Below are 13,959 nucleotides of genomic sequence, written 5' to 3'. Positions count from 1 at the left end.
GGCCCAGCGAGGCTGTCGCGGCAGAGGAGCACGGTGGCGGCGGGCGGATGGGATGGCGTAGGGGCCCCCGCCGGAACTTGCTGCATGAGGGGACTTTCTCCTCAGTTTGAGCAAGCGCGCGCGCAACGCGCCATGAGCGGCGCGTTGCGGGGGTTCAGTGCTACCTCAGGCCCGCTTGAGATCCGGATAGCGCACGTGCTCCACCAGTTCCTGCGTCTCCTTCTTCGGCTCGCCGGTAAGCAGGCTCACGATGATGATTACCGCGAAGCCGACCGGCACGCCGAACAGGCCCGCCGAGATCGGCTGGATGCCCCACCACAGCTCGATCGGGCTGGTCACCCCGAAGACGCTGCGCATCCACGGCTGGGTCGTCGCCATGTAGTAGAAGGTCACGCCCAGGCCGGCCAGCATCCCCAGCGAGGCGCCCCAGCGATTGGCGCGCTTCCAGAAGATGCCGAGCACCAGCGCCGGGAAGAAGGCTGCCGCCGCGAAGGAGAAGGCCGCCGACACCAGGAACAGGATGTCCGCCGGCTTCTGCGCCGCCACCGCCGCCGCGCACAGGGCCACCACCAGCAGCAGCGCCTTGGACAGCGCGACGCGGCGCGAGGTCGGCGCGTTCGGGTCGATCATCTTGTAGTAGAGGTCGTGCGACAGCGCGTTGGCGATCGTGAGCAGCAGGCCGTCCGCGGTGGACAGCGCCGCTGCCAGGCCGCCGGCCGCCACCATGCCGGAGATCACGTAGGGCAGCCCGCCGATCTCGGGCGTGGCCAGCACGATGATGTCGCCGCCGATCTTCATCTCGCTGAGCTGGAAGATGCCGTCGTTGTTGACGTCCGACACCGAGAGCAGCGACGGATCGACCTTGGCCCAGTTGGCGATCCAGGCCGGCAGCTCGTTGAAGGGCGTGCCCACCAGCACGTTGAAGACCTCGAACTTCACCAGCACCGCGAGTGCCGGCGCGGTGAAGTACAGCAGGAAGATGAAGAACAGCGACCAGGTCACCGACTCGCGCGCCTCCCGCACCGAGGGCGTGGTGTAGTAACGCATCAGGATGTGCGGAAGCGCGGCCGTGCCCACCATCAGGCAGAAGACCAGCGCGAGGAAGTTGCGCCTCGATTCGTCGAAGGTCTTCCGCGCCGCGGCGTCGCCGTTCGGGTCGCCCGCATAGATCTGCGCGTGGTTGGGCATGCCGGCCAGCGGCCTGGCCTGGGCCTCGTTGGAAGCCTTCGCCGCAGTCCACGCCTTCCGGGCCGAGGCTTCGTCCTTGGGCACGGCGGCCATGGCCTTCTCGGCCGCCGTGATTTCGGTCGACGGCGCATTGGCGGCCTGCAGGTCGGTCACCTTCTTCGCGGCCGCCGACCGTTCCGTGGCGAGCGAGCCGGGCAGGCCCTTGACCTTGGCGTCGAACTCCGCCGCCCGGGCCTTGAAGATGGCGGCGACCTCCAGCTCCTTGGGGTCGGCACGCAGTTCGTCGCCGCGCTTGGACACCTTCTCGAGCTGATAGCCGTACACCGCCTGCGGAACCGGCACGCCTGTCTGCTTCACCGACAGCCAGATCACCGGCACCAGGTAGGCAATGATCAGGATGATGTACTGCGCGACCTGCGTCCACGTGACCGCGCGCATGCCGCCGAGGAAGGAGCACACCAGGATGCCGCCCAGGCCGACGAAGATCCCTATCTCGAAGGCCAGGCCCGAGAGCCGGGTCGTGATCAGGCCGACGCCGTAGATCTGCGCCACCACGTAGGTGAAGGAGCAGAGGATGGCCGCCACGATGCCGATGAAGCGCGGCAGGTTGCCCTCGTAGCGCGCGCCCAGGAAGTCGGGAATGGTGAACTGCCCGAACTTGCGCAGATAGGGCGCCAGCAGCAGCGCCACCAGGCAGTAGCCGCCGGTCCAGCCCAGGATGAAGGCCAGGCCGCTGAAGCCCGTGAGGTAGAGCGTGCCGGCCATGCCGATGAAGGAGGCCGCGCTCATCCAGTCCGCCCCGGTGGCCATGCCGTTGTAGACCGCCGGCACGCGCCGCCCGGCGACGTAGTACTCGGCTGCGTCGGTGGTGCGGCTCATGATGCCGATGCCGGCATACAGCCCCACCGTGGCGAACAGGAAGATGAAGCCGATCCAGTTTCTGGGCAGGCCTGCCTGCTCGAGGATCGCCAGCAGGATGATGAAGGCGATGAAGCCGCCGGTGTACCAGCCGTACACCTTGTTGAGCTGCTTCTTGAATGTGCGCTTGTCGGCGCCGGAGACGCTGGCGCCGTGATCGAAGCTGATGTCGGCCATGTCAGATCTCCTCGGCAACGCCGTGTTCCTGGTCGAGGCGATTCATGTATCGCGCGTAGAACCAGATGATCAGCACGTAGACGATCAGCGCCCCCTGCGCCGCGACCCAGAAGCTGAACGGCCAGCCGAAGAAGGTGAAGCTCAGGTCGCGCGCGAAGTACCCGATCACGAAGGTCACGAAGAACCAGACCCCCAGCAGGATGGCGGTGATCCGGAGGTTCTTCTGCCAATAGTGGCGCTGTGTTTCCGTCAGTTGCATCGCATGTCTCCTTGTTGGCTCTCGTTCTCGTTCGCTCCGCCGGGCCATGCGACCCGGCGGTCCCAGCGGCGCTGCCTCATGGGCAGGCGCCACATTCACGACGCGAGACCGGTCTCGCGTTCCAGTTGAGCGGCGATCCTGGGCTCGAAGCCCTGGAGATGGCGGATGATCTTGCGGGCCTCTTCGGGCTGGCGGCGGTCCATGTGCACGCGGGCCAGCTGGTACCAGCCGTAGGGGCTCATGGGTTGCAGTTCGGTGTTGCGGCGCAGCGCTTCGGCAGCCTCGTCGTGGCGGCCTTGGCGAATCAGCGCGAGGCCCAGGCCGTACCAGGCCCGGTCGAGCTTGGCGTCGAGCGCCAGGGCCTGGCGGAAGGCGGTCTCCGCCTCCTGGACCCGGTCGGCCTCCGCGAGCAGGAAGGCCAGGTTGAACCAGGCGCCGGCGCCGTGTTCCGGATGCGCCTCCACCAAGTGCCGCGCGTCCTCGATGGCCGCATCGCGCCGCCCGAGCTGCGCGCGCAGGTAGCTGCGGCTCGACAGCGCGTAGGCATCATCGGGCCAGCGGGCCAGCATCGCATCGAAGACCGCCTCGGCCGATGCGGATCGGCCCAGCAGCAGCAAGGCGACCGCACGCAGCTTGAAGCGCCAGTAGCTCATCGGCATGCCTGCACTCCAAGTTGCAGACACAGGTTGATCTTGGCGATGGTGGCCACCAGCCACACCGACAGCAGCGCCAGGAAGGCGGCCAGCGGGATGTGCCGGTCGAGCACGAAACGGGGGGTGATGATGCGCACTGCCTTGACGACGGGGCTCGTCAAGGTCTGAAGGAGGCGATACAAGAAATTGCCGTCGCGCTTGCTTCCTGCCAGCAGCCCGAGCAGCCATTGGCCCACCATCGCCAGCAGGGCGATCTCGGTGATCAGCTTGACGGAAGTCGCGAGAAGCAGCACGTCACCTCCAAGGTTCGGCGCAATGCCTCGATTCTTGCAGGGCAGCTTACTAACTTCTTACAAATTCACATCATTGCCGACCATCCTGCTCGGTGCTTACCCTCTGTTGCGCCGCAGCAGCGCGAGGGGAAGATGGTTCCCAACAGGGCCTCAGCGAAGGGGTAGCTCGATGAATGCCGCACGGACGATCCGTCGCCTGGGCTTTCGCAAATGGTACGAGCGCGAGCTGCTCCAGAGCCATATGCATCTGGTCCTGCTGCTGCTGAGCACCCTCGGCCTGCTGGGCAGTGCGGAAGCCTACAGCCGGCACTTGTCGATGGGGTCGCAACTGGACGTGCTGGCCTGTGCAGCGGCAAGCGCGGTCATCGGCGTCTGGGCGCTGCGGCGCTACCTGTACCTGCTCGCCCATGCCGAATTCGTGGCCGACCAGGCCGTGTGCCGCGGCTGCGATACCTACGCGAAGTGGGAGGTCGAGGAAAGCGCGGAGGACCCGGCCGGAGCGCGGCTGCGCGTGCGCTGCCGGCGCTGCGGACATCGCTGGCTGATCGAGCCCTGAACGCCGCCGCGCCGGCGACTCAGATCTCGGCGCCTTCCACCAGGAAGCGCACGCGCCGCACCCCTTGCCATTCGTCCGCGTCGAGCCGGAAGGCGATGACCACGCGCGGCGGCAGCGGCTCGGTGTGGCCGAACCAGATGCCGTCCACCGGCTGCCCCTTATGCCGCAGCTTGAGCGCGAGATGCTTCTCGCCCACCAGCCGCTGCGAGATCACTTCCACCTCCTCGCTGAAGGTGGGCGGCGCGAAGCCCTGGCCCCAGACCTCGCGGTGCAGGGTGTCGACCAGGTCGACCCGCAGGTACTCGGGCGCCAAGGGGCCGTCGGTGTCCAGGCGGCGCGTCAGCGACGCCGCATCCAGCCACTCGGCCGCGACCTGCGCGAGTGCGCGCTCGAAGGTCTCGAAGTGTTCCTCGGCCACCGTGCAGCCGGCCGCCATCGCATGGCCGCCGAAGCGCAGCAGCACGCCGGGATGGCGCTTGGCCACCAGGTCCAGCGCGTCGCGCAGGTGGAAGCCGGGGATCGAGCGGCCCGAGCCCTTGAGTTCGTGTTCCTTGCCCGGCGCGCCGCTGGCGGCGAAGACGAAGGTGGGCCGGTGGTAGCGGTCCTTGATGCGCGAGGCCACGATGCCGACCACGCCTTCGTGGAAGTCGGCATCGAAGACGCTGATCGCGGCCCGCGGCGTCTCGCTGCCGTCCTCGTCGAACAGCGACTCGGCCAGGAGCAGCGCCTGGTCGCGCATGCCGCCCTCGATGTCGCGCCGTTCGCGGTTGATGCCGTCGAGCATCCGCGCCAGCTCCTCGGCGCGCGCGCTGTCGTCGGTCGTCAGGCATTCGATGCCCAGCGTCATGTCGGCCAGGCGCCCCGCGGCGTTGATGCGCGGCCCCAGCGCGAAGCCGAAGTCGAAGGTGGTGGCCGCTGCCGCGTTGCGGCCCGCGGCCTTGAAGAGGGCGGCCACGCCGGCCGGCATGACGCCGGCGCGGATGCGGCGCAGGCCCTGCGCGACCAGGCGGCGGTTGTTGGCGTCGAGCTTCACCACGTCGGCCACGGTGCCGAGGGCGACCAGGGGCAGCAACACATCGAGCTTGGGCTGCGGTCTGCCGACCCCCCGGCTTGCCACTTCGTGTGCTTCGCCACCCCCCGAGGGGGAGGCTCGGCCGCCTTGGGGCGGCCCGGCGGCGGCCGGTAGATCGAACACGCCGCGCGCCCGCAACTCCGAGCGCAGCGCCAGCAGCACATAGAACATCACGCCGACGCCGGCGATGCTCTTGCTGTCGAAGCCGCAATCGGGCTGGTTGGGATTCACCAGCACGTCGGCCGCGGGCAGCGCCGGGCCGGGCAGGTGGTGGTCGGTCACCAGCACCGCGAGGCCGCGCGCCTTGGCGGCGGCCACGCCCTCGACGCTGGCGATGCCGTTGTCCACGGTGATCAGCACGTCGGCGCCGGTGGCGGCCACGCGCTCGGCGATGGGCGGCGTGAGGCCATAGCCGTCGACCACGCGGTCGGGCACCAGGTAGCTCACATGCTTCGCGCCCAGCAGGCGCAGGCCGCGCAGGGCCACGGCGCAGGCGGTGGCGCCGTCGCAGTCGTAGTCGGCGACGATGCACAGGCGCTTGTCGTCGCGGATCGCATCGGCCAGCAGCAGCGCGGCCTCATGTGCGCCGCGCAGGCCGTCGGGCGCGAGCAGGCGGGCCAGGCCGTCGTCCAGCTCTTCCCGGGTCTGCACGCCGCGTGCGGCATAGAGGCGGGCCAGCAGGGGATGCACCCCGGCCTGCTCGAGCATCCAGGCGCTGCGCGGGGGAATGGTGCGGGCGACGATCTTCATCACAGTGCCTCCAGCACGGCCGGGGCGCTCGCGCGCTGGAACAGGGAGCGGGCCCAGCCCGCGAGGCCGCGCTGCTGCACGCCGAATCGCCGCGCTGCCCGGTCGCCGCACAGCGTGAGGCTCACCTCGGCGCCGGCGTTGTACGCGGCCAGCAGTTCTGCGACCCCCCCCTCGTCGAGCGCGGTCCAGGCCTGCGCCCAGGCCGCGCCGTCGTCGCGCATGGCGGCTTCGCGCAGGCTGTCGGCCACCCGCGGGCCTGCGTCCGTGGGCACCGCATCGGAGGGCAACTGCCCCGTGCCGCTGAGCCAGAAGGAGTTGATGGGCGGCACGCCGCGCGCGATGCGCTCGTCGTTGACGCGTTCGGTGTAAAGCAGCATCTGCATCTCGTTCTGCAGCCGGCGCAAGGGGCGGGCTCCCTCGGTCAGCGGAGACCATTGGGAGATGGGATGGCCGATCGCGCGGTCGATCGAGGCGGTGGCCAGTCCGTCGAACATGCGCCCCCGTGCCAGCCAGCGGCCCGGCGTGGACGAGGCGTGCAGCGCGATGCCGTCCTCCTCGAAATAAGGCCTGGCGATGGCCAGCAGGGCCTCGGACTCGGCTGCGTCGATGCGGATCGCGCCTGGGTCGCCCAGCACCACGTCGTCGATGCCCACCTGCCAGTGGCACAGGGTGGCGATGCCCCAGCTGCCTTCCTCGGCGGCGCCGTCGAGGCCGGCCCGTCGTGCTTCCAACGCGGCCCAGGGAATCTGCCCGTCGGGCGCCGCGATGCCGAGCGCCTCGGCCAGGGCGCGCTCGTGCGGCGGGGAGAAGGTGCTGTCGTCCTGCAGGTCTTCATGCATGAGCGACAGGCGGGAGAGCAGTGCTTCGAGCTTCGGCAGACGCAATTCGTGCAGCGCCTTGCGGCATTCCGGCGTGCCGCGGCCGGCAAAGGGGATCAGGAGATGGGGGGACTCGGGGGCGGCAGGCATGGCGCGTATTGTCCGCGCGCCCCGGGCTACGAGACTTCTCCCAGATGTTTCATCAAGATACCAATTGTCCGATCCGAGCAACGTTCCAGCCGGGACTTCCAACGTGAACCTGTCGATCCCCTCACGACTCGCCGCACCCCGCCGGCGCCAACGCGGCTTCACGCTCATCGAAGTCATGATCACCGTGGCCATCGTGGCCATCCTCGCCGCCGTGGCCTTGCCCTCCTACCGCGACTACGTGCTGCGCGGCCAGCTGGTCGACGCGACCCACGCGCTGTCCGCCATGCGCGCGAACATGGAGCGCTTCTACCTCGACAACCGGACCTACAACACCACCGGCAGCTTCACCTCCCCTTGCCTGGTCGACGCGGACAAGCGCGTGGCCGGCACCTTCCAGCTGTCGTGCGTGACGACGCCCACCGCGACCGCTTTCACGCTGCAAGCCGTCGGCAGCGGCGCCACCAGCGGCTTCACCTTCACCATCGACCAGCAGAACAACCGCGCGACCACCGTGAGCGGCGTGTCGGGCTGGAACAGCTGCGCCAACGACTGGATCGCCAAGCGGGGCCAGACATGCTGACGCGCCCGGCGCGGCCTGCCGCGGGCTTCACCCTGATCGAGCTGATGGTGACCATCGTCCTGCTGGGCGTCCTCATGGCGCTGGCCTTCCCCTCGATGAGCGTCTGGATCCGCAATGCCAGGGTGCGCACCGTCAGCGACGCCCTGCAGAACGGACTGCGCCTCGCGCAGTCCGAGGCGATGCGGCGCAGCCGGCAAACGGTGTTCTCGCTCACCAACAGCAGCGCGCCGCAGACCAGCCTCACGGCCGTGCTCAACGGCAGCAACTGGGCGATCCACGCCGTGCCGCTGCTGGCGGGCGAGACGGCGGTCTTCGTCGAGGCCGGCGTGCTCAGCAGCGCGGGCACCGACGTGCAGATCAGCGGCCCGGCGGCCCTGTGCTTCAACTCGGTCGGCCGGCTGACGGCCAACACCGGCACCGGCGTGACCGGCGCCAACTGCAGCCTGCCGAGCGGAACGCCGGCGGTGCAGACCTACTACGTCTCGCTGAGCGGCGCCGACCGGCCCCTGCGCGTGGTGGTGGCGCTGGGCGGCCAGGTGCGCATGTGCGACCCGGCCAAGACCCTGTCGAGTACCAACCCCGACGGGTGCCCGTCATGACCCCCGTTGCAAGGCCCGGCGCCGGCCGGCGCGAAGCGGGCATCGCGCTGCTCGAGGTGCTGATTGCCATCCTCGTGTTCTCCTTCGGCGTGCTCGGGATGATCGGGCTGCAGGCGCGCGCGATCGGCATCTCCGTCGACGCGGCGGACCGCAACCGCGCCGCGCTGCTCGCCAACGAGATCGCCAGCACGATGTGGCTGGGCAACACGGTCAGCGTGGCGTCGGGCACGCTCACGGCGTGGAAGGCCCGCGTGGCCGATCCCGCGAGCGGTGGCCTGCCCAGCGGCGTCGGCACGGTCACGGCCGTCTCGGGCACGACCAACAGCGCCGACATCAAGATCACCTGGCGCGCGCCCACGCGCGCCAGCGCCGAGGGCGACAGCCAGCTCAGCACGCGGGTGACGCTGCCATGACGCCGGCGCCGGACGCTTCTTGCGCGCGGCAGCACGGGCTGTCGCTGATCGAGCTGCTGGTGGCGATGGTGATCGCGCTCGTCGTCACGCTCGCGGTCACGAGCATGGTGATCGTCGGCGACACGCACCGGCGAAGCACCGCTTCATTCAACGACATGGAGCAGACCGGCGCCTACGCCGCCTCGATGCTCGACCGGGCGCTGCGCAGCGCGGGCGCCGGCTTCACGCAGTCCTGGGACAAGGGGGTGTTCGGCTGCAGGCTCAATGCCGCCGCCATGCTTCCGCGTGGCAGCGCGTTCCCGGCCCCCTTCAAGAACAGCTTCCTCGCCGGCGCCACTGCCACCCTGCGCATGGCGCCGCTGCTCATCGCCAAGAACCAGTCCGACGCCGGCTCGGACGTGCTGGTCGTGATGGGCGCCAACGGCATGGCCGGCGGCGTTCCGCGTGCCGTCACCGACGCCGGCAGCGCCACCGCGCTGGCGCTGGACAACACCGTCGGCTTTGCCGCGGGCGACCTGCTGCTGGTTAGCCAGAGCGGCACGACCGATTGCCTGGTCGAGCAGGTCGCGAGCACCACCGCCAAGATCCTGACTCTGGGCGGCACCTACTACACCGCCTCGGGCACCGACACCTCCCTGGCCACGTTGGCGGCCAGCACCTCGACCTACGTCACGCCGCTGGGCCATGTCGACAACAGCAACGTGCGCCTGCAGCTGCTGGGCGTCGGGGACAACCGCACGCTCTACGGCTACGACCTGCTCCAGGACAGTTCGGCCGTGTCGCAGGCCCTGGCGGACGGCGTGGTCGCGCTCCATGCGCTCTACGGCCTGGACACCAACATGGACGGCATCGCAGATGCCTGGGCCGACCCGGGCGCGACCGGCTACGACATCGCGACCCTGATGACCACGCCGGCCACGCTGCGCCAGGTGGTGGCCGTTCGCGTGGCCCTGGTGCTGCGCGATCCCACCTACGAGAAGGCGCAGGTCACGGCGGCCACGCTGACCCTCTTCGCCGACCTCAGCAATGCCGCGGGCACCACGCTCGCGCAGACGGTCACGCTCGGCGAGGAGGACCGCCACCATCGCTATCGGACGGTGGAAAGCACCATCCCGCTGCGCAACACCCTGCTGCTGCCCGCCTCATGAACTCCTCCCTGCGAAGACGGGCCGTGCGCGAGCGCGGCATCGTGCTGTTCTTCTGCCTGATCGTGCTTGTGATCCTGATGATCGGCAGCGTGGCCGTGATCCGCTCGATGAATGCCTCGCAGTTCGCCGCCGGCAACCTGGCCTTCAGGCGCGACCTGGTGAACCAGGGCGAACAGGCCATCGACACGGTGCTGGCCAAGTTCAGGACCGGCGGCGCCCTCGCCAGCGCCACCACGGCCGACCTGCCCGCCGCCAACTACAAGGCGAGCACGCTCGCCACCAATGCCCAGGGGGTGCCGACGGCGCTGCTCGACGACGACGCCTTCGCCGCGGTCGCCCAGAGCGCCAACGACCTGAGCGGCGCCACCTCGGACGTGAAGATCCGCTACCTCATCGATCGCCTGTGCACCTCGAGCGGCACCGCCGTCAGCAGCGGCTGTGTCCAGTCGACCTCGGCGCCGACCGGCGGCACGGCCGGCGCCACCGCGCCCCTCAAGGCACCCACCGCCACGGTCTACCGGCTGAGCATCCGCGTCAGCGGGCCGCGCGACACGCAGGTGTTCCTGCAGACCTCCTTCACCAAGCAGGACTGACCGGCATGACGACACGCTTCCTCCAGGCTTTCCAGAACGCGTGCCGGCTGCCGGCCGCGTGCTGCCTCGCAGGGCTGCTTGCCTTGTGGTCCCCGGCCGCGCTCGCCGTCTCGCTGGCGGACCAGCCGGTGTTCGCCACCGCCGATGTGCCGGGCAACCTAGCCCTGGCCCTGTCCGTGGAATACCCGACCGCCATCAGCGTCGCCAACCTGAACGATTACGCGGACGCCTCGACCTATCTCGGCTACTTCGATCCGTTGAAGTGCTACACCTACTCGTACAACGCGACCACGCCGGCCAGCAGCTACTTCCAGCCCGCCGGCCTCGCGACCGGCACCAGCCTGCACCGGTGTTCCGGCAAGTGGAGCGGCAACTTCATGAACTGGGCGGCGATGCAGACCATCGACCCCTTCCGGTGGGCGCTCAGCGGCGGCTACCGCAGCGTCGACACCATCACCGAGACCATCCTCGAGAAGGCCTGGGCCTCGAGCCAGGGGAGCATCTCGAACTTTCCCCTGCGGGGCACGGCGCAGGCCACGGGGCACAAGCTGCCCGCGTCGCTGGTGCCGTACGTCACGCCCTTCAGCAGCTGGAGCACCTTCAACTCCAGCGTCTGGTCGCGCGGCAACACGATGGTGTTCTCCTGCACCGGCACCGCCTACAGCAACACCTCCGGCACGCCGAGCGACCTGACGTCGGTCTCTTCCGTCTCGGCCAGCACCGCTTATCGCGTCTACATCCGCGTCAAGGTCTGCGATGCGTCGAGCGCGGCCGGCGGCGTCGAATCGAACTGCGTGCTCTACGGAAGCAACTACAAGCCCGAAGGCCTGCTGCAGCAGTACGCCAACAAGATCCGCTACAGCACCTTCTCCTACCTCAATGCGCTGGGCACCACCCAGCAGGGCGGGGTGATGCGCGCGCCCATGGGCTTCATCGGGCCGACCTATCCGACGCCGCTGTCCAGCACGGTCGTCACCAACACGCGCGCCGAGTGGGACTCCAGCACCGGCATCATGAAGAGCAACCCCGACAGCACCTCCGCCACCGCCAGCGGCGTGAGCAACAGCGGGGTGATGAACTACCTCAACCAGTTCGGGCAGACCGCCAAGACCTACATGACGTACGACAACGTCAGCGAGCTCTACTACGCGGTCGTGCGCTACTTCGAGAACCTGGGCAACGTGGCCGAGTGGACCAACGCCGTCGCGAGCGGCGTCTCGGACCGCGCCACCAAGCTCGACGGCTTCCCCGCCCTGACCAGCTGGACCGACCCGATCACCTATTCCTGCCAGAAGAACTTCGTGCTGGGCATCGGCGACAACCACACGCACTACGACTACAACGTGGGTGGCGCAACAGCCACCGGCGGGCGAGCCAAGCCCTCGGCGGTTTCCTCCGATGCGCTGAACCAGGCCGAGACCTGGACCAGGAACCTGCAGGCGCTCGAAGGCCTGACGCAGACGCCGTGGTGGGGCGTCGGCGGCACGAGCTCGACCTACTACATCGCGGGCCTGGCCTACGGCACGCACGTCAACGACATCCGCTCCGACCTCACCGGCACCCAGACCCTCTCCACCTACTGGATGGACGTCATGGAGTACCAGCGGGCCGAGGACCGCAACCCCTACTGGCTGGCCGCCAAGTACGGCGGCTTCAGCGTGCCCTCGAGCTACGACCCGAGCAACACCACGACCGCGCTGACCGACAGCTGGTGGAACGCCTCGGGCGAGACCATCAGCATGAACGGCACCACCCGACAGCGGCCGGACAACTACTTCCTGGCCGGCAACGCATCGACGATAGTGAGCGGCCTGAAGACGGCGTTCACCAGCATCGCGAATGCCATCAAGGCCTTCACCACCTCCTTCTCGCTGTCGAGCGCCGAGGTGTCGGCCTCCGGCAGCGGCTCGTATGCCTCGCAGTACGACTCCAGCGGCTGGACCGGGCTGATCACTGCGAGCACGCTCAGCTTCGCCTCCGACGGCACGCCGAGCGCGACGACCGCCTGGGTGAGCAGCAGCACGCTCGAGACCCAGCTGGCCGGAACGGGCTGGAACACAGCGCGCCGCATCGCGACGTGGAACGGCAGCACCGGCGTCGCCTTCCGCGCAGGCAGCATCGGAACGACGCAGCTCGCGGCGCTCACACCTTCCTACGCCAGCAGCAACACCAGCACCGACTACCTCAACTACCTGCGCGGCGATCGCACCCACGAATCGACCTCGACCACCAGCGGCAGCACCAAGGCGCTGCGCAGCCGCACGCTGCTCCTGGGCGACATCGTCGATGCGAAGCTCACGCCCGTGGCGGTGCCGGCGATGAGTTATTCGGACACCAACAACCCGGGTTACGCCGCCTTCAAGACCACCTGGGCTTCCCGCCCCACCATGGTCTACGCAGGCGCCAACGACGGCATGCTCCACGCCTTCAACGGCGCGCTCACCGGCACCACGGCCGGCACCGAGCAGTTCGCCTACGTGCCCAGCGCCTTGTTCCAGGGGCCCAACGGCACGCCCCAGGTCGACGGGCTGGCCCAGCTCGGCAACCCGAGCTACGCGCACCGCTACTACGTGGACGCGACGCCGCTGGCCTTCGACCTCGACTTCAACAACGCGGGCGGGTCCTTCGCCACGACCAGCAGCAGCACCTCGGACTGGCACACCCTGCTGGTCGGCGGACTCGGCAAGGGCGGCAAGAGCTTCTACGCCATCGACGTCACCGACCCGGCCGGGATGAGCAGCGAGGCAATCGTGGCCGGCAAGGTGATGTGGGAGTTCAGCGACAGCACCATGGGCTATGGCTACGGTGCACCGATCGTGGTCAAGACCCGCAAGTACGGCTGGGTGGTCGTCTTGAGCTCGGGCTACAACAACAGCGACGGCTACGGCTACCTGTACTTCGTGCATCCGAAGACCGGCGCGCTGCTCGAGAAGGTGCGCACCGGCAGCGCCTCCAGCGGCCTCGCGCAGGCCTCCGCCTATGTGCAGGACTTCACCGACAACACCGCCGATGCGATCTACGTCGCCGACCTGAACGGCCAGCTCTGGCGCTTCGACGTGACGGCGACCAAGGGCAGCACCGCCGCCTACCCGGCGCCCACGCTGCTCGCGACGCTGACCGATGCCTCCGGCAACGCGCAGCCCGTCACCACCGCGCCGCTGGTCGAGATCCACCCGACCACACGCAAGCGCTTCGTGATGTTCGGCACCGGCAAGCTGCTGGATTCGACCGACGTCAGCTCCTCGGCGCTGCAGTCCTTCTACGCCATCCTCGACGGCACCGCGAGCGCCTTCGGTTCCAGCGCCGGCATCACGCGCGCGGATCTCCTCGGCGTGAGCGACGTGACGGCGGGCATCAGCCTGACCAGCAGCGCCAAGGGCTGGTACATCGACCTGGGCACAAGCTCCGGCGTGGGCTGGCGGGTGGTGGCCAGCCCGGTCGCCTACAACGGCGTGGTGGCCTTCACCAGCCTGCTGACCACGGGCGACGCCTGCAGCCCTTCGGGCCAGAGCCGGATCTATGCGTTGAACTACGCGACCGGCAAGTCGGTGCTGACCGACAACACCACCGGCTACGTCAGCTCCTCGAGCGCCATCACCGATCTGCGCTTCGTCAGCGTGGACGGCACGGTGCGGCTGGTGGCGGGCAACACGGGGGGTGAGATCAAGAAGATCGATGCCGACCTGACGAGCAGCATCTCGCTGCGGCTGCTGCATTGGCGGGAGGTGCCGACGGTCGATTGAAGCGCGGATGGCAACCCCTGGAAAAGGTGGCCATTCCCGAGGGTGTTGC

The 13,959-nt window shown here is 68.9% G+C and carries 13 protein-coding genes; 7 read left to right on the top strand and 6 right to left on the bottom strand.

Going from position 1 to position 13,959, the window contains the following annotated elements; all coding sequences use genetic code 11:
• Window positions 1–165: 165 nt before the first annotated feature.
• The 4 genes from GXN78_RS07280 to GXN78_RS07265 all read right to left on the bottom strand — a co-directional run bounded on the left by GXN78_RS07280 (window position 166) and on the right by GXN78_RS07265 (window position 3,488).
• Window positions 166–2,283, bottom strand: a complete 2,118-nt coding sequence (locus GXN78_RS07280) for a sodium:solute symporter family protein (RefSeq protein WP_106557919.1) — start codon at window positions 2,281–2,283, stop codon at window positions 166–168.
• A 1-nt stretch (window position 2,284) separates the two neighbouring features.
• Window positions 2,285–2,542: a DUF4212 domain-containing protein gene (locus GXN78_RS07275; RefSeq protein WP_106557918.1), complete on the bottom strand. Its 258-nt coding sequence runs from the start codon at window positions 2,540–2,542 to the stop codon at window positions 2,285–2,287.
• Between the two features lie 95 nt (window positions 2,543–2,637).
• Window positions 2,638–3,201 (bottom strand): tetratricopeptide repeat protein, encoded by a 564-nt coding sequence (locus GXN78_RS07270; RefSeq protein WP_106557917.1) that lies wholly within the window; start codon window positions 3,199–3,201, stop codon window positions 2,638–2,640.
• Window positions 3,192–3,488 carry a hypothetical protein gene (locus tag GXN78_RS07265; protein WP_106557916.1) on the bottom strand — a complete coding sequence of 99 codons (297 nt, stop codon included), beginning with the start codon at window positions 3,486–3,488 and terminating at the stop codon, window positions 3,192–3,194. The genes GXN78_RS07270 and GXN78_RS07265 overlap by 10 nt, the downstream gene beginning before the upstream one ends.
• A 169-nt stretch (window positions 3,489–3,657) precedes the next feature.
• On the opposite strand from GXN78_RS07265, the gene GXN78_RS07260 reads away from it, so the two are divergent.
• Window positions 3,658–4,044 (top strand): hypothetical protein, encoded by a 387-nt coding sequence (locus GXN78_RS07260; RefSeq protein WP_106557915.1) that lies wholly within the window; start codon window positions 3,658–3,660, stop codon window positions 4,042–4,044.
• 19 nt (window positions 4,045–4,063) lie between these two features.
• On the opposite strand, the gene recJ is transcribed toward GXN78_RS07260, so the two are convergent.
• Window positions 4,064–5,866 carry a single-stranded-DNA-specific exonuclease RecJ gene (recJ, locus tag GXN78_RS07255; protein WP_106557914.1) on the bottom strand — a complete coding sequence of 601 codons (1,803 nt, stop codon included), beginning with the start codon at window positions 5,864–5,866 and terminating at the stop codon, window positions 4,064–4,066.
• Entirely contained in the window at window positions 5,866–6,834 is a 969-nt protein-coding gene (locus GXN78_RS07250; protein ID WP_106557913.1) for a hypothetical protein, read from the bottom strand. Before GXN78_RS07250 ends, recJ begins: the two co-directional genes overlap by 1 nt.
• 64 nt (window positions 6,835–6,898) lie before the next feature.
• Between GXN78_RS07250 and GXN78_RS07245 the strand changes: the two genes are divergently transcribed.
• Genes GXN78_RS07245 through GXN78_RS07220 form a run of 6 tightly spaced genes read left to right on the top strand, consistent with a single transcriptional unit; the run spans window position 6,899 to window position 13,910 of the window.
• The gene (locus GXN78_RS07245; protein ID WP_275407562.1) at window positions 6,899–7,414 is read left to right on the top strand and encodes a type IV pilin protein; all 516 of its coding nucleotides are present in this window, start codon (window positions 6,899–6,901) and stop codon (window positions 7,412–7,414) included.
• Window positions 7,408–8,013: a GspH/FimT family pseudopilin gene (locus GXN78_RS07240; protein WP_106557911.1), complete on the top strand. Its 606-nt coding sequence runs from the start codon at window positions 7,408–7,410 to the stop codon at window positions 8,011–8,013. The genes GXN78_RS07245 and GXN78_RS07240 overlap by 7 nt, the downstream gene beginning before the upstream one ends.
• A complete protein-coding gene (locus GXN78_RS07235) occupies window positions 8,010–8,426 on the top strand; it encodes a fimbrial assembly protein (protein WP_106557910.1) in 417 nt (138 codons plus the stop codon). Before GXN78_RS07240 ends, GXN78_RS07235 begins: the two co-directional genes overlap by 4 nt.
• Window positions 8,423–9,574, top strand: coding sequence for a PilW family protein (locus tag GXN78_RS07230; RefSeq protein ID WP_106557909.1), 1,152 nt, complete (start codon window positions 8,423–8,425; stop codon window positions 9,572–9,574). The genes GXN78_RS07235 and GXN78_RS07230 overlap by 4 nt, the downstream gene beginning before the upstream one ends.
• A complete protein-coding gene (locus GXN78_RS07225) occupies window positions 9,571–10,167 on the top strand; it encodes a hypothetical protein (protein WP_146163081.1) in 597 nt (198 codons plus the stop codon). Before GXN78_RS07230 ends, GXN78_RS07225 begins: the two co-directional genes overlap by 4 nt.
• A gap of 5 nt (window positions 10,168–10,172) precedes the next feature.
• Window positions 10,173–13,910, top strand: coding sequence for a PilC/PilY family type IV pilus protein (locus GXN78_RS07220; protein ID WP_106557907.1), 3,738 nt, complete (start codon window positions 10,173–10,175; stop codon window positions 13,908–13,910).
• Window positions 13,911–13,959: the final 49 nt, after the last annotated feature.

Source organism: Variovorax sp. WS11, assembly GCF_010499245.1.
Taxonomy (GTDB): domain Bacteria; phylum Pseudomonadota; class Gammaproteobacteria; order Burkholderiales; family Burkholderiaceae_C; genus Variovorax.
This window is presented reverse-complemented; position numbering and strand designations above follow the sequence as displayed.